This is a genomic window from Xanthomonas sp. LMG 12461 (genome assembly GCF_009192935.1).
Taxonomy (GTDB): domain Bacteria; phylum Pseudomonadota; class Gammaproteobacteria; order Xanthomonadales; family Xanthomonadaceae; genus Xanthomonas_A; species Xanthomonas_A sontii.
Window position 1 is genome coordinate 1 of record NZ_NQYT01000064.1, and the last position, 18328, is coordinate 18328.

Annotated in this window: 18 protein-coding genes; 8 read left to right on the plus strand and 10 right to left on the minus strand. The window is 64.2% G+C overall.

The genetic code is table 11. The features are described from left to right. The first annotated feature begins 59 nt into the window (after positions 1 to 59). Complete coding sequence (locus CEK68_RS16645; protein WP_152240039.1) at positions 60 to 857, plus strand: TatD family hydrolase; 798 nt, start codon at positions 60 to 62, stop codon at positions 855 to 857. 330 nt (positions 858 to 1187) lie between these two features. Here CEK68_RS16645 and CEK68_RS16650 read toward each other — a convergent pair whose 3' ends face one another. From CEK68_RS16650 to CEK68_RS16690, 9 genes are all read right to left on the minus strand, one after another. Continuing rightward, complete coding sequence (locus tag CEK68_RS16650) at positions 1188 to 1691, minus strand: hypothetical protein (RefSeq protein WP_010340560.1); 504 nt, start codon at positions 1689 to 1691, stop codon at positions 1188 to 1190. Between the two features lie 182 nt (positions 1692 to 1873). Continuing rightward, the gene (gene panE / locus CEK68_RS16655; RefSeq protein WP_152240040.1) at positions 1874 to 2818 is read right to left on the minus strand and encodes a 2-dehydropantoate 2-reductase; all 945 of its coding nucleotides are present in this window, start codon (positions 2816 to 2818) and stop codon (positions 1874 to 1876) included. A 163-nt stretch (positions 2819 to 2981) separates the two neighbouring features. Next, positions 2982 to 3947, minus strand: coding sequence for a hypothetical protein (locus CEK68_RS16660; RefSeq protein ID WP_152240041.1), 966 nt, complete (start codon positions 3945 to 3947; stop codon positions 2982 to 2984). Positions 3948 to 3991: 44 nt separating this feature from the next. Next, entirely contained in the window at positions 3992 to 4531 is a 540-nt protein-coding gene (locus tag CEK68_RS16665) for a hypothetical protein (RefSeq protein ID WP_152240042.1), read from the minus strand. Positions 4532 to 4892: 361 nt separating this feature from the next. Further along, on the minus strand, positions 4893 to 5954 hold the full coding sequence (locus CEK68_RS16670; protein WP_226977925.1) for an OmpA family protein: 1062 nt from the start codon (positions 5952 to 5954) through the stop codon (positions 4893 to 4895). Positions 5955 to 6290: 336 nt separating this feature from the next. Beyond that, positions 6291 to 7349 (minus strand): hypothetical protein, encoded by a 1059-nt coding sequence (locus CEK68_RS16675; protein ID WP_152240043.1) that lies wholly within the window; start codon positions 7347 to 7349, stop codon positions 6291 to 6293. Continuing rightward, positions 7300 to 8160 (minus strand): hypothetical protein, encoded by an 861-nt coding sequence (locus tag CEK68_RS16680; RefSeq protein ID WP_152240044.1) that lies wholly within the window; start codon positions 8158 to 8160, stop codon positions 7300 to 7302. Before CEK68_RS16680 ends, CEK68_RS16675 begins: the two co-directional genes overlap by 50 nt. A gap of 478 nt (positions 8161 to 8638) precedes the next feature. Continuing rightward, a complete protein-coding gene (locus tag CEK68_RS16685; protein ID WP_017907701.1) occupies positions 8639 to 9454 on the minus strand; it encodes an ABC transporter permease in 816 nt (271 codons plus the stop codon). Positions 9455 to 9473: 19 nt separating this feature from the next. Next, the gene (locus CEK68_RS16690; protein WP_152236813.1) at positions 9474 to 10475 is read right to left on the minus strand and encodes an ABC transporter ATP-binding protein; all 1002 of its coding nucleotides are present in this window, start codon (positions 10473 to 10475) and stop codon (positions 9474 to 9476) included. Positions 10476 to 10612: 137 nt separating this feature from the next. Between CEK68_RS16690 and CEK68_RS16695 the strand changes: the two genes are divergently transcribed. From CEK68_RS16695 to CEK68_RS16725, 7 genes are all read left to right on the plus strand, one after another. Beyond that, positions 10613 to 11323, plus strand: a complete 711-nt coding sequence (locus tag CEK68_RS16695) for an FAD-binding oxidoreductase (RefSeq protein ID WP_255424694.1) — start codon at positions 10613 to 10615, stop codon at positions 11321 to 11323. Positions 11324 to 11650: 327 nt separating this feature from the next. Beyond that, positions 11651 to 12229: a hypothetical protein gene (locus tag CEK68_RS16700; RefSeq protein WP_152247285.1), complete on the plus strand. Its 579-nt coding sequence runs from the start codon at positions 11651 to 11653 to the stop codon at positions 12227 to 12229. Further along, a complete protein-coding gene (locus CEK68_RS16705; protein ID WP_010340539.1) occupies positions 12226 to 12426 on the plus strand; it encodes a helix-turn-helix transcriptional regulator in 201 nt (66 codons plus the stop codon). Before CEK68_RS16700 ends, CEK68_RS16705 begins: the two co-directional genes overlap by 4 nt. A gap of 90 nt (positions 12427 to 12516) precedes the next feature. After that, positions 12517 to 14031 (plus strand): alpha/beta fold hydrolase, encoded by a 1515-nt coding sequence (locus CEK68_RS16710; protein WP_152240045.1) that lies wholly within the window; start codon positions 12517 to 12519, stop codon positions 14029 to 14031. 31 nt (positions 14032 to 14062) lie between these two features. Continuing rightward, positions 14063 to 14809 carry an ATP-binding cassette domain-containing protein gene (locus CEK68_RS16715; RefSeq protein WP_152240046.1) on the plus strand — a complete coding sequence of 249 codons (747 nt, stop codon included), beginning with the start codon at positions 14063 to 14065 and terminating at the stop codon, positions 14807 to 14809. Beyond that, the gene (locus CEK68_RS16720; protein WP_152240047.1) at positions 14806 to 15987 is read left to right on the plus strand and encodes an ABC transporter permease; all 1182 of its coding nucleotides are present in this window, start codon (positions 14806 to 14808) and stop codon (positions 15985 to 15987) included. The genes CEK68_RS16715 and CEK68_RS16720 overlap by 4 nt, the downstream gene beginning before the upstream one ends. Before the next feature lie 174 nt (positions 15988 to 16161). Beyond that, positions 16162 to 17070 carry a CPBP family intramembrane glutamic endopeptidase gene (locus tag CEK68_RS16725; protein WP_152240048.1) on the plus strand — a complete coding sequence of 303 codons (909 nt, stop codon included), beginning with the start codon at positions 16162 to 16164 and terminating at the stop codon, positions 17068 to 17070. A 96-nt stretch (positions 17071 to 17166) separates the two neighbouring features. On the opposite strand, the gene CEK68_RS16730 is transcribed toward CEK68_RS16725, so the two are convergent. Then, positions 17167 to 18183, minus strand: a complete 1017-nt coding sequence (locus tag CEK68_RS16730; protein ID WP_152240049.1) for an energy transducer TonB — start codon at positions 18181 to 18183, stop codon at positions 17167 to 17169. Between the last annotated feature and the right edge of the window lie 145 nt (positions 18184 to 18328).

The following is an 18328-nucleotide window of genomic DNA, read 5'->3' on the forward strand; positions in this document are numbered from 1 at the left end:
GCGACAGGCGCGTGGCCCGTACAATTGGCTGCTGTCCCGGCTGATTCCCGCGCAACCGCATGACCCTGATCGACATCGGCGCCAACCTCACCCACGAGTCCTTCGACCGCGACCGCGACGCCGTGCTGCAGCGCGCCCGCGCCGCCGGCGTCGCGCAACTGGTGGTCACCGGCGCCAGCCGCGAGCACTCGCCGCTGGCGCTGCAACTGGCGCAGCAGCATCCGGGCGTGTTGTACGCCACCGCCGGCGTGCATCCGCATCACGCGGTGGAGTACACCGCCGAATGCGACGCCGAACTGCGCGCGCTGCATGCGCATGCCGAAGTGGTGGCGGTGGGCGAGTGCGGCCTGGACTACTTCCGCGATTTCTCGCCGCGGCCGGCGCAGCACCGCGCGTTCGAGCGGCAGCTGCAGCTGGCGGTGGACACCGGCAAGCCGCTGTTCCTGCACCAGCGCGACGCCCATGCCGACTTCATGGCGCTGATGCGCCAGTTCGACGGCACGCTCGGCCCGGCGGTGGTGCATTGCTTCACCGGCAACCGCGAGGAACTGTTCGACTACCTGGATCGCGACTGGTACATCGGCGTCACCGGCTGGCTGTGCGACGAGCGCCGCGGCGCGCACCTGCGCGAGCTGGTGAAGCACATTCCCGCCGAGCGCCTGATGATCGAGACCGATGCACCGTACCTGCTGCCGCGCACGCTCAAGCCGACGCCGAAGGACCGCCGCAACGAACCGGCTTTCCTCGCACACATCGTCGAGGAGCTGGCGCGCGACCGTGGTGAGGATGTGGCCACTGTCGCCGCGGCCAGCACTTCTGCCGCGCGAACATTCTTCCGTTTGCCGATGCCGAGCTGAGTACGTCGACGCGGCGGGTTTCGTGTTTGGGGATTCGTGATTGGGGATTGGGGATCCGTAAAAGCGCGCTTGGCTGTACGCGTCTTTTGTGGGAGCGGCTTCAGCCGCGACCGGGCAACGCGTCGCGGCGGATGGTCCGGTGGCCATGCCGATCCTCTGCGACCGTGCCGGCCGATGCGCCGGTGGAGATCCTGGACGGCGTGGGTTGGCGTCTTCTTGTGGGAGGGACTTCAGTCCCGACGCACGACGGTGTCAGTCGGCTTTACTCTGCATTCGTCGCGGGTGAAGCCGCTGCTGCGCAGGTAACGCCATTGGCGGCACTACGGCCTCTCAATCGACCTGCGCGTCCTCGCGCTTGGCCTCCGCCATGGCTTCCGGCTCCAGTTCCTCGGCACTGCGGTTGAGCTTGACGAACACGCCCCAGGCGACCAGCAGCAGCGCCGCGCACAGGCCCACGGCAGATGCGTAGGGCAGCTTGGACGGATCGTCGTGCATCAGTTCGAAGATCGATACCAGGGTCTCGATCGCCAGGGCGATGACGATGACCACGAAGAACCGCGACAGGTAGCGACGCACCCGGGTCGGTCCACTGACCTTGACGTCGCGCTGCACCTCCTCCTCGTAGATGGTCTGGCCCAGTTCCAGGGTCACCAGCGCCACCGTGAGCAGCCCGATCGCTTCCAGCACCACGTTGAAGCGGTCGCGCACCACCAGTTCGCCGCCCGGGGTCAGGCCATGCCATAGCTCGAGCACGGCCATGCAGATCAGCCCGGCCGCGCACAGCAGGAACAGCAGGATGATGAGGAAATGCCCGCCGCGGAACAGTTTTTCCATGCACGTGCCCGTCGCTTGCCCCCTGTATGGTGGGCGAGCATAGGCGCCAGGCGCGTCAGCGGCGCGCGAAGATGCAGCGCCGCCCTTGGGACGGCGCGGATACGGCATTTCCCGGAGCACCGTGGCTGGTGCGCGCAGGGCAGGAGCGCGTTGCGCGCGGCACCGGCTTTCCGCGGCAACCATCAGCGCGCGGGCAGGCCGGCCTGGTACGCCTGCAGGTGGCAGTACGCCGCCATCAGCAGCGGCGCGTCCTGCCCGGCGGCGCGAGCGCGGACCAGCATGTCGCCGACGATCTGCTGCGCCTCCACCTGCTGCCCGGCTTCCAGGTCGCGCAGCATCGACGCCTTCATCGGCGAGCCTGGTTGCGTCAGCAGGTGCAGCGCACTGGCCTGCGCTTCCTCCGGCACCGGCTCGCCGGCCGCCGCGGCCACCGCCGTGCACTCGGCATACAGGCCGCGCACCAGCGTCACCCCATCGTCGCTGGCGACGATACGCCCGATCGGCGCACGCATCAGGCAGGTGGCCGCAGCCAGCGCGGTGAGGAAGGTGTACTTGATCCATTGCTCCTGCGCGATCCGCGGCGTGGCCAGATGGTCCACGTCGGCTCGCGCGCAGGCCTCCGCCAGGGCGCGCACGCGCGCGCTGTCTGCACCGCGGCCGTCGCGCTCGCCGAAGGTCAGCGAGGCCGGCTTGGCCAGGTGCTGGATCGCGCCGTCGGCATCCAGCACCGCGCTGATGAAGCACAGCCCGCCGACGACCCGCTCCGCACCGAAGCGCGCATCCAGCGCCCCATAGTGGCGCAGGCCATTGAGGATCGGCAGCACGCTGGTGCCGTCGTGGACCGCCGGTGCCACCGCGTCCAGCGAACTTTCCAGGTCGTAGGCCTTGCAGCTCAGCAGCACCAGATCGAACGGCCGCGCCTGCGCCGCGCTGTGCAGCGTCTCGGCGGTGAGCGTGCTCACCGCGATCGCCGCGTCGCCGCGCGGGCTGCGGATGCGCAACCCGTCGCGTTGCAGGCGTGCGGCCCGTGGTGGTCGCACCAGAAAGCTGACATCGACGCCGGCCTCGGCCAGGCGTCCGCCGAAATAACCGCCGGTCGCGCCGGCTCCGAGAATCAGGATACGCATAAGACGGCAGCAACAGTTGAGTCAAACGGATTCATCTTAACTCGGATTTCTCCCTTGGAACTAAATTAATCGCAGAATATTAATATCAAATTCACATGGGTGTGCTGATTCATAGTTAATTTGCTCAAGCTCAAGAGTGGCACAAACATCGGTTGCTAAATGGTTATTGGAAATTCCGCAGATGATTGAACGCTTTGGCTGCGAATGCGGAGTGCTGTGAAACCAAGCTGGCTGGATTGGGAGTTTTAATGGTGCTAATCGTTACGATGAGATTTTCATGTAGAAATATTGATGTGGTGAAGTTGTTGATGGTGATGGTTTTTAATTTTGATCCTGACGGCGAGGGTGATGTGGCCGAAACTTCATTGCCTTCGCGTTGTTTCCACGCATCAAGCGCTCCTTCCTTGGATGTGTGCAATTCAGTCTGTAGCACTGCATTTACATAATAGTCCGCTGGCACGCCAGCTTCATCTGGGTAATGCGGCTTAGCAGCCTCGTATCTGCATTCATTAGGTGTCTTAAAGTCCGCTGCAACAACGGTAGCTGGACCCTTCAAAGAAGAAAGATTTATTTCTTCGCATAGCCCATTCTTTGCAATATAATAATCGGACTGGGGTGGGTCATTGCTATACGGCTGCAGGGTTAATCTTTTACAGTTGCTAGCAGCTAAAGATTTGTTTGCCTGCAAGCGATTCTTAGCATCTTCTCTAAGAGGATACGAGTTGCCCTTCCCAGAAAGACCATCTATTGACCCTCGCCACATGTTTGGAAGTGCCTCGCCGAGAGCAGGGCTGAATTTTCCGACCACATTGCTGTATATCCCAAGGCCACCCCCTAACTTATCGCCTTGAGCTATTTTTCTGAAGTTTGAATAATTTGTGAGTAGGTCTGGAGGGACAGGATTGTTGGTTACTGTTGATGCATAATTGACAACGGTATCTTCCAGAATTGTATAAGCTGCTTTTAGTGCCTCTTTGTCAATCCCTGTTAAATCTTCTAAAGAGGGTAGGTCAAAGTCTCTAGCCTGCTTATAGCTATCTAGGACAGGATGCTGCTCGCAGTCTTGAGCTTTAGCTGATCCTGCAAAATTTAACGCTGTAAAGACCACTAGCAATGCGGCATTTCTCATTTACCATTCCTTATAAATGTCATCTATGCACAATGATTTCAATGTCAATTTGTAGATTTTGATTTCCATGGGTCAAGCCCATAATCTATGGCTAGGTCTGAGGGGCAGCCAGCTGTCAAAAGTGAACTGGCGACGGACTTTCTGTATTTTTTATCGTTGTATTCAGCAAATGTTTGACCGATGCCAGTCAAAGCTTTTCGCGCTTCGTCTAAATCATCAGCTATTTGCATCAGCTCGCTAGCTGTCAATATAGACAAGCTCGAATCCGCAAGAATTCCAATCGTGCCGTAGAGCTCTTGTCCAGCTAGTACCGCATCAATGTTAGACTTGTTGTATATAATTGGGATGTCAACGGAAGTCTTTCCATATTCTGCTGAAGTCACTTGGTCGACTGTTGCGGTCCAGGCGTCTTCATAAAAGCTTTCCAATCGGTCGTGCTCTGTGTCTGTCAAGGCGTCAAGGCCAGGAAGCTCGACTTGGCGTGCAGATTTATATGCAACGAGGGCAGGGTGATCTACGCAGCTTGCTTTAGCATTCATGGATAAAGGAATGGCAAAAAACGCTGCCAAATACAATGCATTCATGGTGACCCTTTGATGGTCAATTTGGAATGATGCAAATTTCTAATCAATTAATATAATTGCATTTCTTTTGGGTGGTAAAAATGGCGGTGGCGCCGCAAGTGCATATTATTTTGAGGTGGTGTCGCAATGTTATCTGCCTCACTGGAGTTCGCGATACCTAAGGGCCGATTGTGACCCTGAACTCCGCTAAGCAATTGGTGCCGCCGACCCGATATTTGGATGAGGATTTTATTTTTTGCATGGCTAAGCCTTGGTGAGCTTACTTCGAAAAGTCAAGGTGTGAGTGGACGCATTGAGATAGATTTGTTGAAGCTACCCGAATGCGAGGATATTGCCAAATGCAATAAAAATTAAAGCGAGTTTAAGATTTCTTCGCCAACTCGACGCGGCGGTTCTGCGACTTGCCTTGCTCGGTCGCATTGTCCGCCACCGGGTTGGCATCGCCGAAGCCGGCCGCGGTCAGACGCGACGCATCGATATCCTGCGCGACGAGCGCGGCGACCACCGCCTTGGCGCGTCCTTCCGACAGCGTCTTGTTGTGCGCGGCATCGCCGGTGCCATCGGTATAGCCGTTGACGGCCAGCTTCAACGCGGCGTCCTGTTTGAGCAATTGCACGACCTGCGCGATCTGCGGCTGCGAATCGGGCAGGATGTCGATCTTGTCGGTGGCGAAGTTGACGTGCAGGGCCACCTTGCCGGTCTTGTCGATCTGCGTCTTCAGTTCGCTGGCCGGCAGCAGGCTGGCGGTGACCTGCAGCGGCTTGGTCTCGGCGATCAGCAGGCCGCCACCGAACTGGTAGCTGCACAGGTGGATCCAGATGTCGCGGTCGGCGCGATGCACGACGAAGACCTGCGCCGGGTTGTTCCAGATGTCGCCTAGGCCGCTGTTGTACTTGATTGCGAAATCGCGCGGCCATTCGTTGATCTTTTTTGTGGCGGCCTCGGGAATACGGCCGTCGAAGATCTTCTTGCCGCCGAGTGCGGTCACCACGGCCTTGATGTTGCGGGACAGTTCCAGGTCTGAGAAGGTCTTGCCCTGCGCCGCATCGATGTGCGCCGACCAGACCCTGCCCTCGACCGGCTGCAGCCGATCGCCGGTCCAGAACGGCACTTGGTCGAAGTCCGCGATATCGGGAGTACTGCCGGTGACATAGCCGGTGGGCAGCGCGATATAGGGGAAATCTCCGAGCGGGACGTCGGACACCGGGAGGCTGGCCGGGTCGAAGGCCGTGCTGGCGGCAGCGTGTTGCGTGGACGCGTCCTGCGTCGCGCTGGCGGTCGCCGCGGGAGGCGTCGCCTGATCGTCGGGATGCGCCGGCTGCTCATGCTTCTTGCAGGCGCTCAGGCTTGCGATGACGGCCAGGGCCAACGTCGCGGCTACTGCTCTTTTCACCCAGATACTCCTTGTCGGGGGACGAACCAAACTAGTGTAACGGCCAGCGCATGCGGGGAGCGGGTATGCCCCAGGCCTGCCGGGCGACTATCCAGCAGGGGCCTTCTTCGCCAAGGTCAGCGCATAGGGCGGACCAGGCGACACGCTGGATCTGGCGCTGCTCCGGGATCCTGGTGGTGAATCCACCAGGATCCGGAACGTCGCCAGGATTTGCAGGCATGCATGGATTCGGCGTGTCGAACTGATCCTGGCCGATCACATCAAGCGCTGATGGGCACTACTCGTAAACAGCTTTGGGCACTCACGCCCGGGTGCATCTGGTGCCGTTTGTTTTGTAGGGGGCGCCGCTACTTGAAAATCAATGCATTATTTTGCGATCAGACGCTGCAATGTCTCCGTTGCCAGTGCGGGAAATGCGGACGATAGATCGGTCGGCTGGTCTTCCTTGACGAAAGATCCTGAGATGACGACCAGTGCATTCTTGTGGACTACAGCCAAGTCGTACCTTCCTTCGATTTCCCCTGCGCATAACAACTTGCCGGCGTCGTTCGTCACTTTTGCGCAGCGGAATGCTTCTTGATATTTCTCGAACTCTTCAAAGGCCCTAGATTCGCTGGGTGCAATGTAAACGGTTGTGTTTACGGTCGAGCCCCAGATGGTGTAGTACGGTGTCCCGTGGACAGTGTATTTGGCCTTACCTCCAATATAGCTACAGGAGGCTTGTCCACCTTTGAAATCGGACTTTCCAAAATCTTCGAACTCGGGATCGCCTTGCCTGAACCTGGTTTGATAGGAGGCCTGATCGCAAAAGTCCGCCTCGCCGTAGTAGAGAGGAGTGGCTGGTGGCGGGGATCGATAGGGAGGGAGTGTCAACGTGCCTGTGCACCCGTCCTTCTTCAATTGCGTTGAAACGATCTTGCGGTTGTTCGCGTCCTCCAGTTCCGCTGTCGTGACCGGGATGCCACCCAATGCCGTGAGCGTTTCCCTCCACATATTCGGCAGGATCTCGCCGAGTCTGGGGCTTATCGCTCCGACGATATTGGAATATATTCCGAGGCTTCCTTCCAGGTTGTCGCCTTCTATTATTTTCTTGAAGTTCGGAAGGTTGTTGATGATCTCGGTAGGAACAGGGCTTCCCAGCTTGTGTTGCGCATACTCCGTCACCACGGTTTGCGCGGTGGCGTAGACGCCTTCCAGCACCGTCTTGTCCGCGTCCGACAAGTCGTCCAGTGCTGGAATGTCCTGTTCCTTGACGGTCTCATAGAGGGGAAGGATCGGATGGGCGTCGCAGGTCTGCGCCAGCGCGGAGTCGGTGGCCCAGAAAACAGCGCCGCAACGAGCGAAACTAGTGTCGATGGCTTCATGGCTCTCTCCTTTATTGGCAAAAAGATGGAACTTTTTTGCAAATCTGAGTCTGCGGCGCACTGTGCGGCGGGAGAGAGTAGTCTTTGCTCAAATCGACGGAGCATCCCTTGCTCTTCAAGTGATCCCTGACCAGCTTTCGGTATTTTTGGTCGTTTATTTCCGACAAGGAAAAGGCGCGAGGCCCTGGGGTGGATGCGAGCTTTAGTGTCTCGATCTCCTGAAATGCCTTGTTCAGTAGATTGGCGTTCTCATAGGTGAGGACGTAATTGGAAAAACTTCCAAGCACTCCGCGGACCGATTCGGATTCGTCGTTCGCATTTATGATGGTTGCGATGTTGGCGACGTTGGATAACGATGGACTGTATTCGGTTTCGGAATCATCCTCGGCGATGATCTGGTCCTGAATTGCGGACGCGGCATTGGAGTAAAACTCATGGAGGCGGTTGAGCTGGCTGTCGTTGAGGCCGTCCAAATAGCTGAACTCGTTCTCTCTGGCCTGTATGTATGCTACGACATATTCGTCGTTGCTACAGATCGACTGCGCCCCCGCGGCTTCGACTCCGGAAAAAGAAAAAGCTAGAAATAATAATGCTGTCGACTTCACGTGCTCTCCTTGTCGCTGTTGTAAATCCTGTTTAATCTGGCTGGCCGGTTTTCCTGTCCTTGTCGCGCAGATGTGCGTGAATGGCACCAACCAATGCATGTGCCGTAGGCCAGCAAGCTGATGTTGTACGCTGAATGTGACGGCTACGTGCTCGCGCATAAGACACCAAAGGCGCCGTAGCGTCAAATGCGATTCCTTTTTGATTGTGCTGCCCGTCACGTATTTCTTGCGCTTGTTTTCGTGCATCAAGCGCTGGGGTGCACGCATTGCATGGCTGCGTGACTCAATTGAGCGGTGTCGCAACGCCAAGACGCGTCGCGTCGGATGTCATGCTACGAGATCGGCATGATCTCCTTGTTGTCTGGTCTGATCGACGCCGCATGGCCTGGCCGGACGGCTTTCGGCAAAACGGCGTCATTAGGACGCGTACGGCGCTCGGCTTGCGCTTTCCGCATGCCGGTCGTTCTGCCTGTAGGAGCCTTGCACACGATGGAGAACGTTGGTGCCACGCATGTAGCGCCTTGTTTCCCGATCAAAAACGTATTGGCAGGAAGGAGGTTGTAGCACGCGCAATCGCGTGTGCCCGCCAAAGCGCCGAGCAACGCAAGCCAGGGTCCATACGGCGCATTGCATTCGGCTCTTGCGTCCTCTCACCGACGATTGCCTGTGAAGACCCCGCGATTCTGGAAGGTTCGCGAGCGCCTCGAGCGGCGCCGCCCCGATCGCAGCGGGCCCGGGCATTGGCTTAGCTCCGCAACCCCACCCCACGCCGCAGCAGCCACAGCGCCAGCGCCGCCAGCACCGCGACGAAGCCCAGCATCAGGCTGTAGGCCACCCACACCGGCACGTCGCTGCTGCCGAGCAGGCCGTAGCGGAAGGCGTTGACCATGTAGAAGATCGGGTTGGCGTGGGTGGCGGCCTCGGCCCAGCCGGGCAGCAGCTTGACCGAGTAGAACACGCCGCCCAGGTAGGTCAGCGGGGTCAGGATGAAGGTCGGCACGATCGCCACGTCGTCGAACTTCTTCGCGTAGACCGCGTTGATGAAGCCGGCCAGGGAGAAAATGGTGGCGCCCAGCAATACCGTGGTCAGGGTCACCAGCGGGTGCGGGATGCGCACCGGGGTGAAGAACATGGCGATGATCAGCACGATCACGCCGACCATCAGCCCGCGCAGCACCGCGCCGGCGACGTAGCCCCACAGGATCACCCAGTTGGGCATGGGGCTGACCAGCAGTTCCTCGACGTGGCGGCCGAACTTGGCGCCGAAGAAGCTGGAACTGATGTTGCCGTAGCTGTTCTGGATCACGCTCATCATCACCAGGCCGGGAACGATGAACTGCATGTAGCTGTAGCCGCCCATGTCGCCCACGCGCGAGCCGATGAGCCCGCCGAAGATCAGGAAGTACAGGGTCATGGTGATCGCCGGCGGCACCAGGGTCTGGCCCCAGATGCGCAGGATGCGCTTGACCTCGCGGCGCACGATGGTGCCCAGCGCGACCCAGTTGCGCTGGGCGGGCGTGGCGTCGGAAACGGGAAGGGTGGAATCGGTCTGGGTGGTCATGGTCGTCGCCGTGGGGGCATCAGGGAGTGGCGGACGGCGTGGCCGTGCCGGTCGTGGCCGCAGCGGCATCGCGGTGCTCGCCGGTGAGGCGCACGAACAGTTCCTCCAGGCGATTGCTCTTGGTGCGCATGGAGCGCACGCGGATGCCGGCGTCGCCCAATGCGGCGAACACGCGGTTGAGGTCCATCGCCCGCGGCATGTCCAGGTCCAGGGTGTGCGCGTCCAGGGCGAGCAGGGTGGTGCCCTCGATCGCCGGCAACTGCGCCGGCAACTCGCCGTCGATGTCCAGCAGGAAGCCTTCCACGTCCAGCTTGGCCAGCAGGGCGCGCATCGGGCCCTGCTCGACGATGCGGCCGCGGTCGATGATCGCCAGGTTGCGGCACAGGCTCTCCGCTTCCTCCAAGTAGTGCGTGGTGAGGATGATGGTGGTGCCGGCGGCGTTGATCTCGCGCAGCACGCGCCACATGTCGCGGCGGATCTCGATGTCCACGCCGGCGGTGGGTTCGTCCAGGATCAGCAGGCGCGGCCGGGTCATCATCGCGCGAGCGATCATCAGCCGCCGCTTCATGCCGCCGGACAGGGTGCGGCTCATCACCTGGGCCTTTTCCCACAGGTGCGCGCGCTTGAGTTCCACTTCGGCCAGGCGTTCGGCCTCGGCGCGCGGCATGCCGTAGAAGCCGGCGTAGTTGACCAGGATGTCGAAGGGCTGCTCGAACAGGTTGAAGTTGATTTCCTGCGGCACCAGGCCGATCAGGCGCATCGCCGCGCTGCGCTGGCTGCTCAGGTCGGTGCCGAACACCTCGACCTGGCCGGCGCTGAGGTTGACCAGCGAGCTGATGATGCCGATCAGGGTCGACTTGCCGGCGCCGTTGGGGCCGAGCAGGGCGAAGAAGTCGCCGGGCAGGACGTCCAGCGACACGCCATGCAGGGCCTGCACGCCGTTGTCGTAGGTCTTGCGCAGGTCGCGCACGCGCAGGGCGGGCGCCGGCGTCTGGGGAGAAAGGGCAGGTGCGGGAGTCAAGGCGGGCCTTCGCGCCGCATCGACGGCGCAGGAGAAGTTCAGCCGTTATTATAGAAGACCTCGTGGGGTCGCCCCCGGCCACAGACTGTTGCATCTCCGTGCCTGCCCAATTCCCGCTGAAACTGGTCGACCGCCACATGCTGGCCCCGGCCGTCGGCCACTACCGCTTCGTCCGCGATGACGGCCAACCCCTGCCGTTCGTGCCCGGCCAGTTCGTGCAGGTGCACTTCCACTATGCCGATGGCACCGCGACCAAGCGCAGCTACTCGCTGGCCACGCGTCACGATCCGGCACAACCGGCCGATGCCACCGTGGAGATCGCGGTCAGCTTTGTCGCCGGCGGCGCGGCCACCGCGCTGTTCGAAGGCCTGGAGATCGGCGGGCAGATCTGCGCCAGCGGCCCGTACGGACGTTTCTGCCTGCAGCCGGGCGACAGCAACCGTCGCTATCTGCTGATCGCCACCGGCACCGGCGTCACGCCGTACCGCTCGATGCTGCCGCTGCTGGAAGCGGCGATGGCCGAGCGCGGCGTGGAAGTGGTGCTGCTGCTGGGGGCGCGGACCCCGGCCGAGCTGCTGTACGGCGACGAATTCCGCGCCTTCGCCGATGCGCATCCCGGTTTCCGCTTCGTACCGTGCTTCTCGCGCGAGCTGCCGGAGGCGCCGCATGCGGACGTGCGGCATGGCTACGTGCAGCAGTTCCTGGGAGAGTTCGCGCCGCAGGCCGAAGGCGACATCGCCTACCTGTGCGGCAATCCGAACATGGTCGATGCCTGCTTCGATGCGCTGAAGGAGGCTGGCCTGCCGGTGCAGCACATCCGCCGCGAGAAGTACGTCAGCAGCAAGTAACGGCCGCTGTCGGCGCCGGACATCCCGCGTAGGCGCGGCTTCAGCCGCGACCGCTTCACCTGCAGGTCCGTCCAGGGCGAAGCTGCGTGTTTCCGAAGCGTCGAGCGCGCTTCGCGCCCGTCCCCTCACCCCAACCCCTCTCCCGGCGGGAGAGGAGCTCGCTACGCTGGCTTGCCGGTGATTTCGTTTTGTCTGTCAAGGACGCTTGACAGCCGACCTTGGCGCGCGCATTCTCCTGTCAAGCGTGCTTGACAGGGGGGCGGCACGGCATACGCGGCAGCCGCGAGGGTGCCGGATCGGGGATCGGCTGAGTATCGGGGACAGATGATGGGCAACTGCAGGCGCAACGCGATCGTGGTGCTGTGCGTGAGTCTGGCGCTGCTGGCGGTGGGGGCCTGGCTGCCGCTCGGCGGCAGCGACTATCTGCGTGGGGTGTGCATGGGCGTCGGCATCGGCGGCCTGTTCATGGCTCTGTTGCTGTGGTGGTCGCGGGGCAGCCTGGCCGACAGCGCGCCGCGGGCGCTGGCGCGGCGCTACTACCGCGAGTTCTTCCCGCCGATGGGCGCCTACGTGGTGGTGATGCTGTTCTGGAAGCGCCTGCTCGACAGCGTCGACGCGCACTGGCTGCGCGTGGTGGTCGCACTGCTGCCGGCATTGACGTTGGCGCTGGTGATCCGCGCGGTGGCGCGTTTCGTGCGCGACTCCGACGAACTGCAGCGGCGCATCGAGCTGGAATCCATCGCCATCGCCGCCGGCCTGACCTGTGGCGTCTACATGGCCGCCGGCTTCCTGCAGGCGGCGCAGGTCATCGCGGTGCCGGCCTCGAGCGCGATGCTGTGGGTGTTTCCTGCGCTGTGCATGACCTATGGGGTGGTCAAGGTCGCGAACGCGCGCCGCTACCAATGAACAGCCGCATCCGCGAACTGCGCGAGGCGCACGGCTGGTCGCAGGGCGAACTGGGCGAGCGGCTGGGCGTGTCGCGACAGACCATCAATGCGCTGGAGACCGGCAAGTACGATCCGAGCCTGCCGCTGGCGTTCCGTATCGCGCGGCTGTTCGCGCACAGCATCGAGCAGGTGTTCCTGTTCGATGAGGCCGAGTAAGCGCGCACTCCGTTCCATGCCCCACCGGGCACCGACGACGCCATGTTCCGGCATGGCATTCTGCAAGCCATGAACTCAAGGATGCGAACCATGCGACACCCTTCCCGGCCGTTCGCCATCGCGGCGGCCACCCTGTTGCTCGCCGCCTGCCAGGCGGCCCAGGCACCGACGCCGCAGACATCCGAACGCAGCTACGGCGCGCTGCGCTTCCACCCGTGCACGCTGACCAATCCGGTGGCCTCCAACAACGTGCCGGCGCAGTGCGCGCGCATGGCGGTGGCGGAGAATCCGGCGGCGCCGAACGGCCGCAAGATCGAACTCAACATCGCCTGGCTGCCGGTCACCGGCGAGGGCGGCAGCGACCCGGATCCGGTGTTCTTCCTCGCCGGCGGTCCTGGCCAGGCCGCTACCCAGGTCGCCAGCATCGTCGACATGGCGCTGCGCGAGACCCGCAAGCGCCGCGACGTGTTCCTGATCGACCAGCGCGGCACCGGCCAGTCCAATCCGCTGAGCTGCCTGGGACCGGACGGCAAGGAGATGCCGCTGGCCGATCCGGCGCGCGCGCCCACCGCGAACGAACTGGTCGACTACGCGCGGCGCTGCGCACAGTCGCTGCAGGGCCGCGCCGATCCGCGCTACTACACCACCACCCAGGCGATCGGCGATCTGGATGCGGTGCGCGCCGCGCTGGGCGTGGACAAGATCAACCTGATCGGCGGCTCCTACGGCACCCGCGTCGCTCAGCAGTACGCGCGCCGCTACGCGCCGCACGTGCGCAGCGTGGTTATCGATGGCGTGGCGCCGAACGACCTGGTGGTCGGTGGCGAGTTCGCCACTACCTTCGAGGATGCGATCGCCCTGCAGGCCGAGCAGTGCAAGGCCGATCCGGCTTGCGCCAAGCGCTTTCCCACCGATACCCGCACGCAGTTGCGCGCAGTGGTGGAGCGGCTGCGGCAGGCGCCGGTGGAGGTGGACTACCGCGATCCGGCCAGCGGCCAGAGCCGCCACGACCGGGTCACCGCCGACACCGTTACCAGCCTGGCGTTCTCGTTCTCCTACGCGCCGCAGACCGCGTCGCTGCTGCCGCTGGTGCTGGACGAAGCGGCCAACGGCCGCTACGGGCCGCTGATGTCGCTGGCAAAGATGATGGGCGGGCAACTGGACGGGCAGATGAATCGCGGCATGCAGTGGTCGGTGATCTGCGCCGAGGACGCCGACCGCTACCGCGCGCCGCAGACGCACGACACGCTGCTCGGTCCGGAAGTGGCGCAGATGTTCTTCGCGCCCTGCCCGGTGTGGCCCACCGGCACCCGGCCGGCCGACTTCACCGCGTCGTTCACCTCGACCTTGCCGGTGCTGCTGACCTCCGGCCAGCTGGATCCGGTGACGCCGCCGCGCTACGCCGAGCGCGTACTCAAGGGCCTGCCCAACGGCCGTCACCTGGTGGTGCGTGGCCAGGGCCACGGCACCATGACCCTGGGCTGCATGCCCAAGCTGCTCGGCCAGTTCTTCGAGACCGCCGATGCCAAGCACCTCGATGCCACCTGCCTGGACGCGATGAGCGGCGTGCCGGCCTTCACTTCATTCAACGGATGGGAACCATGAGCTGCGCAGCGTTCGACAGGGAGGGGCACGCATGATCGTCGCCGACAATCTGCACAAGGCATTCAAGACCCGCGCCGGCGCCGTGCAGGCGGTGCAAGGGGTCAGCTTCCAGGCCGCCGACGGCCAGATCACCGGCCTGCTCGGTCCCAATGGCGCCGGCAAGACCACCACCTTGCGCATGCTCTACACGCTGATGGCGCCGGACCGGGGCCAGGTGCGCGTGGACGGCGTGGACGTGGGCCAGGATCCGATGGCGGTGCGGCGCGCGCTGGGCGTGCTGCCGGATGCGCGTGGCGTGTACAAGCGGTTGACCGCGCGCGAGAACATCGCCTACTTCGGCGAGCTGCACGGGCTGTCGGCGGCACGCATCGCCGAGCGCACCCGGTTGCTGTCGAAGGCGCTGGACATGGACGACATCCTCGACCGCCAGACCGAAGGCTTCAGCCAGGGCCAGCGCACCAAGACCGCGATCGCCCGCGCGCTGGTCCACGATCCGCGCAACGTGATCCTGGACGAACCCACCAACGGCCTGGACGTGATGACCACGCGCGCATTGCGTGGCTTCCTGCGCGAGCTGCGCGAGGAAGGGCGTTGCGTGATCTTCTCCAGTCACATCATGCAGGAGGTGGCGGCGCTGTGCGATCGCATCGTCATCATCGCCAAGGGCACGGTGGTGGCCGCCGGTACCGCCGATGAACTGCGCGCCCTCACCGGCGAACCCAATCTGGAAGACGCCTTCGTCAAGGCGATCGGCAGCGACGAGGGACTGCACGCATGAGCCTGCTCCGTACCGTATTCACCGTGATGCGCAAGGAATTGCGCGACCTCTCTCGCGATCGCCGCACCCTGGCGCTGGCGCTGCTGCTGGGCCCGCTGCTGTATCCGGCGCTGATCCTGGGCATGGGCGCGCTGGCCGAGAGCCGCGTGCGCACGCAGATCGACAAGCCGCTGGACATTCCGGTGATCGGCCGCGAACGCGCGCCGAACCTGGTCGCCTTCCTCGCCGCGCAGGGCTTGAACGCGGTCGCGCCGCCGAAGGACCTGACCGGCGCGATCCGCAGCCAGGACGTGGACCTGGCGCTGAAGATCGACGAGGACTACGCCAACGCCTGGCACGAAGGACGCCCGGCGCTGGTGGAGATCATCAAGGACAGCACCCGCCGCGACGCCGACATCCCGACCCAGCGGGTGCAGGCCGCGCTGAGCATGTACGGCCAGCAGGTCGGGGCCTTGCGCCTGCTGGCGCGCGGCATCGATTCGCAGGTGTCGCGGCCGCTGGATGTGGCACTGCAGGACCTGGCCACGCCCGAGGCCAAGCGTGGCGCGTTGCTGGCGATGCTGCTGCCGGTGCTGCTGACCATCACCTCGTTCATCGGCGGTGCCTACCTGATCCTCGACGCCACCGCCGGCGAACGCGAGCGGCAATCGCTGGAGCCGCTGCTGGCCACGCCGGCCTCGCGCAGCGCCATCGTCAGCGGCAAGATCGCCGCGGCCTGCGTGGTCGGCCTGGTGTCGCTGCTGCTGACCCTGCTCGCGTTCAAGCTCAGCGCGCAGGTGGCCAGCGGCATCGGCCGCCAGCTCAACGTCAGCTTCGTGGCGATGCTGCAGATGCTGTTCGTGCTGCTGCCGATGCTGTTCATCGGCACCTCGCTGCTGACCTATCTGGCGGCCTCGGCCAAGAGCATGAAGGAGGCGCAGAGCCACATGACCTGGCTGATGCTGCTGCCGATGTTGCCGGGCTATGCGTTGATGGTGTATCCGCTGAAGACCAGGCTGTGGCAGTTCGCGGTGCCGTTCCTGGCGCAGAACCAGATGCTGATGAAGATCATCCGCCGCGAGACGATCGATCCGCAGATCTGGGCGGTGTACCTGCTCACCGGTTTCGGCCTGGCCGCGGTGCTGTGGCTGGCGGCGGTGCGCCGCTACCGGCAGGAACAGCTGGCGATCTCCAGCTGAGCAGGAGGCAGCGCGCGGGCCGGGTCCGCGCGCTGCACGCCCGTCCGTCGCGGAGACGCGCAGGAAACGCGATCGTGATGCACACTCGCTGCGCGCAGCGGCGTTGTCCGTCCTGCCGATGCTTCCTCCGCAGCGAGCCTTTGCATGTCTCCAGATCCACACGATGCCCCAGCAATGATGGCGGCCGGCGCCGGGCGCCTGCTGGTGCTGGGCGAGGCGCGCATCCTGCAGCCGGGAAGGGTGCGCTGGCTGCGGGCGCTGCTCTGGGCGATCGCGTTGCTGGCGCTGATGATCGTCGTGGCGACGGCAGTGCCGCTGCTGTGCGCCAGGCTGCTTCCGCCGGGCGCGGATCGGCTCGCGCCGTATGCGACGGCGCTGACGGCCGCCGTGTTCTACGCAATCGCGGTGCGCCTGGGCGAGCGGCGCTGGCCGTCGGAACTCGCCTGGCACGCTGCGCCCTTGCAGTTGGGCGTGGGGCTGCTGTTGGGAGCGGCCATGTTCGCGGCGGTGATGGCGATCATGGCGGCGTTCGGCGTCTACACGATCCGCTGGACCGGGGCGGCGCCGGTGTGGGCGCCGCTCGGGAAGGCGTTGCAGGCCGGCGTGGTGGAAGAACTGATGCTGCGCGCGATCCTGTTGCGGCTGCTGTGGCGCGCGTTCGGGCCATGGTTGGCGTTCGCGCTGTCGGCGCTGCTGTTCGGCCTTGCCCACCTCGGCAATCCGAACGCGAGCGTGTTCGCCGCGTTGTGCATCGCGGTGGAGGCGGGCGTCATGCTGGGCGCGTTCTATGTGCTCAGCGGCCGGCTCTGGGTCTCCATCGGCGTGCATGCGGCCTGGAACTTCACCCAGGGCTATCTGTTCGGCGCGGCGGTATCGGGGACCGACATGGGGCCGGCGATCGCGCGCAGCACGGCGCAGGCGGGGGTGCCGGAATGGTTGAGCGGAGGCGCGTTCGGTCCGGAGGCCTCGCTGCCCGGCTTGCTGGTGTGCACGGTGGTGGGCGCGATCGCGACCTGGATGGCCTGGCGCAAGGGGCGCTTCGGCGTCTCCGCGCGCAGTGCTGGCATGACACCGACGTCCTGATCGCGCTGGTCGACGTGTTGCGGTCGGCGCGGTGTTGCGCCTGAGCGTTCTCTGCGCGCCCGGCCGCTGCCGGGCACGCAGGTGTCATTGATGGGCTCAGCCGCCGGGATTGAACGCCAGCGTGCGGCGGGTGGTCACCGGCGCGCCGACCGGTTCGAAGCGCCAGCGCTTGGTGGCGTTCAACGCCTCGCGGTCGAACACCCGCGGCGGCGTGGAGCGCAGCACGCGCGCATTGGTGACCGCGCCGTCGGTGCCGACGGTGATCTCCACCAGCACTTCGCCTGCGGTGCCCGAGCGCAGTGCTTCAGGCGGATAGCGCGGCGCCGGGGTGCTGATCGGGCGCAGCGTTTGTGCGGTAGCGGTAGCGGCCGGCGCGGCCGCGGGGGCTGCTGCCGGTGCCGGTGCCGGCGTCGGTTGCGTGGTGGCGGCGGGCGTGGCGGGGCGCGCGGCGGCCTGGCGTTCGGCCTCCTGGCGTGCGCTCTCGCGGCGCGCGGCCTCCTGCTGTGCGGCGATCTGCTGCGCCGCCTGCGCCTCGCTGGCCTGCTGTTGCGCCTGCTTCTGCTGCTCGGCCGCCAGCTTGGCCTTCTGCTCGGCGTCCTTCTTGGCCTTGTCGGTCTCGTCCTGGCTGCGCTGGGCCACGGCCTCCATGCCCTTGCTCACGCCCTGCTTGAGCCGCGGCAGCGCCGGCGCCTGCGGATCCATCTTCTCGATCAGGCCGATCAGGCGCTGGGCTTCCGGAAAGTCCTCGCGGTTGATGCTCTGTTCGGCGGCGATCAGCGTGTACGGCATCAGGTCGGTCAGCGCGCTCTTGACCCCGGCGTCGTCCGGCTGCTTGTCGCGCAACGCCAGGTAGTACTCGACTGCGTTGTTGCCGGCCGGTGCGTACATGCGGTTCTCGCGCAGCGCCTGGCTGGCCGAGTCGTGCAACTGTTCGGTGCCCATCGACTGCACCTTGGCCGAGACCGCAGGCGGTGCCGGCGCGCTGGCCGCGGCGGTGGCCGGTGCAGCGCTGGGTGGTGCGGCCTCTTCCTGCTTGGAGCAGGCCGCCAGCGCGGCCAGCAACAGGATCGGCGCGACCCGGCGCGCCTTGGCGAGTGTGGTGAGTTGCGACATGCGTCCCCCTGAATCCCCGGTGTTGGCAATCAACGATGCGACGGCGGTGCGTTCGCGGTGCTGCGGCCCCCATGCCGCCAGCGCACCCCATCGGTCAATCTAGCATCCGCGGCCGCCGCGTGCGTGGCAGCCGCTGCCATGCGGC

Coding starts and splice junctions, on each gene's coding strand:
- CEK68_RS16645 (WP_152240039.1), top strand. CDS start 60: ATGACCCTGATCGACATCGGCGCCAACCTCACCCACGAGTCCTTCGAC.
- CEK68_RS16650 (WP_010340560.1), bottom strand. CDS start 1,691: ATGGAAAAACTGTTCCGCGGCGGGCATTTCCTCATCATCCTGCTGTTC.
- panE (WP_152240040.1), bottom strand. CDS start 2,818: ATGCGTATCCTGATTCTCGGAGCCGGCGCGACCGGCGGTTATTTCGGC.
- CEK68_RS16660 (WP_152240041.1), bottom strand. CDS start 3,947: ATGAGAAATGCCGCATTGCTAGTGGTCTTTACAGCGTTAAATTTTGCA.
- CEK68_RS16665 (WP_152240042.1), bottom strand. CDS start 4,531: ATGAATGCATTGTATTTGGCAGCGTTTTTTGCCATTCCTTTATCCATG.
- CEK68_RS16680 (WP_152240044.1), bottom strand. CDS start 8,160: ATGCGTGCACCCCAGCGCTTGATGCACGAAAACAAGCGCAAGAAATAC.
- CEK68_RS16685 (WP_017907701.1), bottom strand. CDS start 9,454: ATGACCACCCAGACCGATTCCACCCTTCCCGTTTCCGACGCCACGCCC.
- CEK68_RS16695 (WP_255424694.1), top strand. CDS start 10,613: ATGCTGGCCCCGGCCGTCGGCCACTACCGCTTCGTCCGCGATGACGGC.
- CEK68_RS16700 (WP_152247285.1), top strand. CDS start 11,651: ATGGGCAACTGCAGGCGCAACGCGATCGTGGTGCTGTGCGTGAGTCTG.
- CEK68_RS16705 (WP_010340539.1), top strand. CDS start 12,226: ATGAACAGCCGCATCCGCGAACTGCGCGAGGCGCACGGCTGGTCGCAG.
- CEK68_RS16710 (WP_152240045.1), top strand. CDS start 12,517: ATGCGACACCCTTCCCGGCCGTTCGCCATCGCGGCGGCCACCCTGTTG.
- CEK68_RS16715 (WP_152240046.1), top strand. CDS start 14,063: ATGATCGTCGCCGACAATCTGCACAAGGCATTCAAGACCCGCGCCGGC.
- CEK68_RS16720 (WP_152240047.1), top strand. CDS start 14,806: ATGAGCCTGCTCCGTACCGTATTCACCGTGATGCGCAAGGAATTGCGC.
- CEK68_RS16725 (WP_152240048.1), top strand. CDS start 16,162: ATGATGGCGGCCGGCGCCGGGCGCCTGCTGGTGCTGGGCGAGGCGCGC.
- CEK68_RS16730 (WP_152240049.1), bottom strand. CDS start 18,183: ATGTCGCAACTCACCACACTCGCCAAGGCGCGCCGGGTCGCGCCGATC.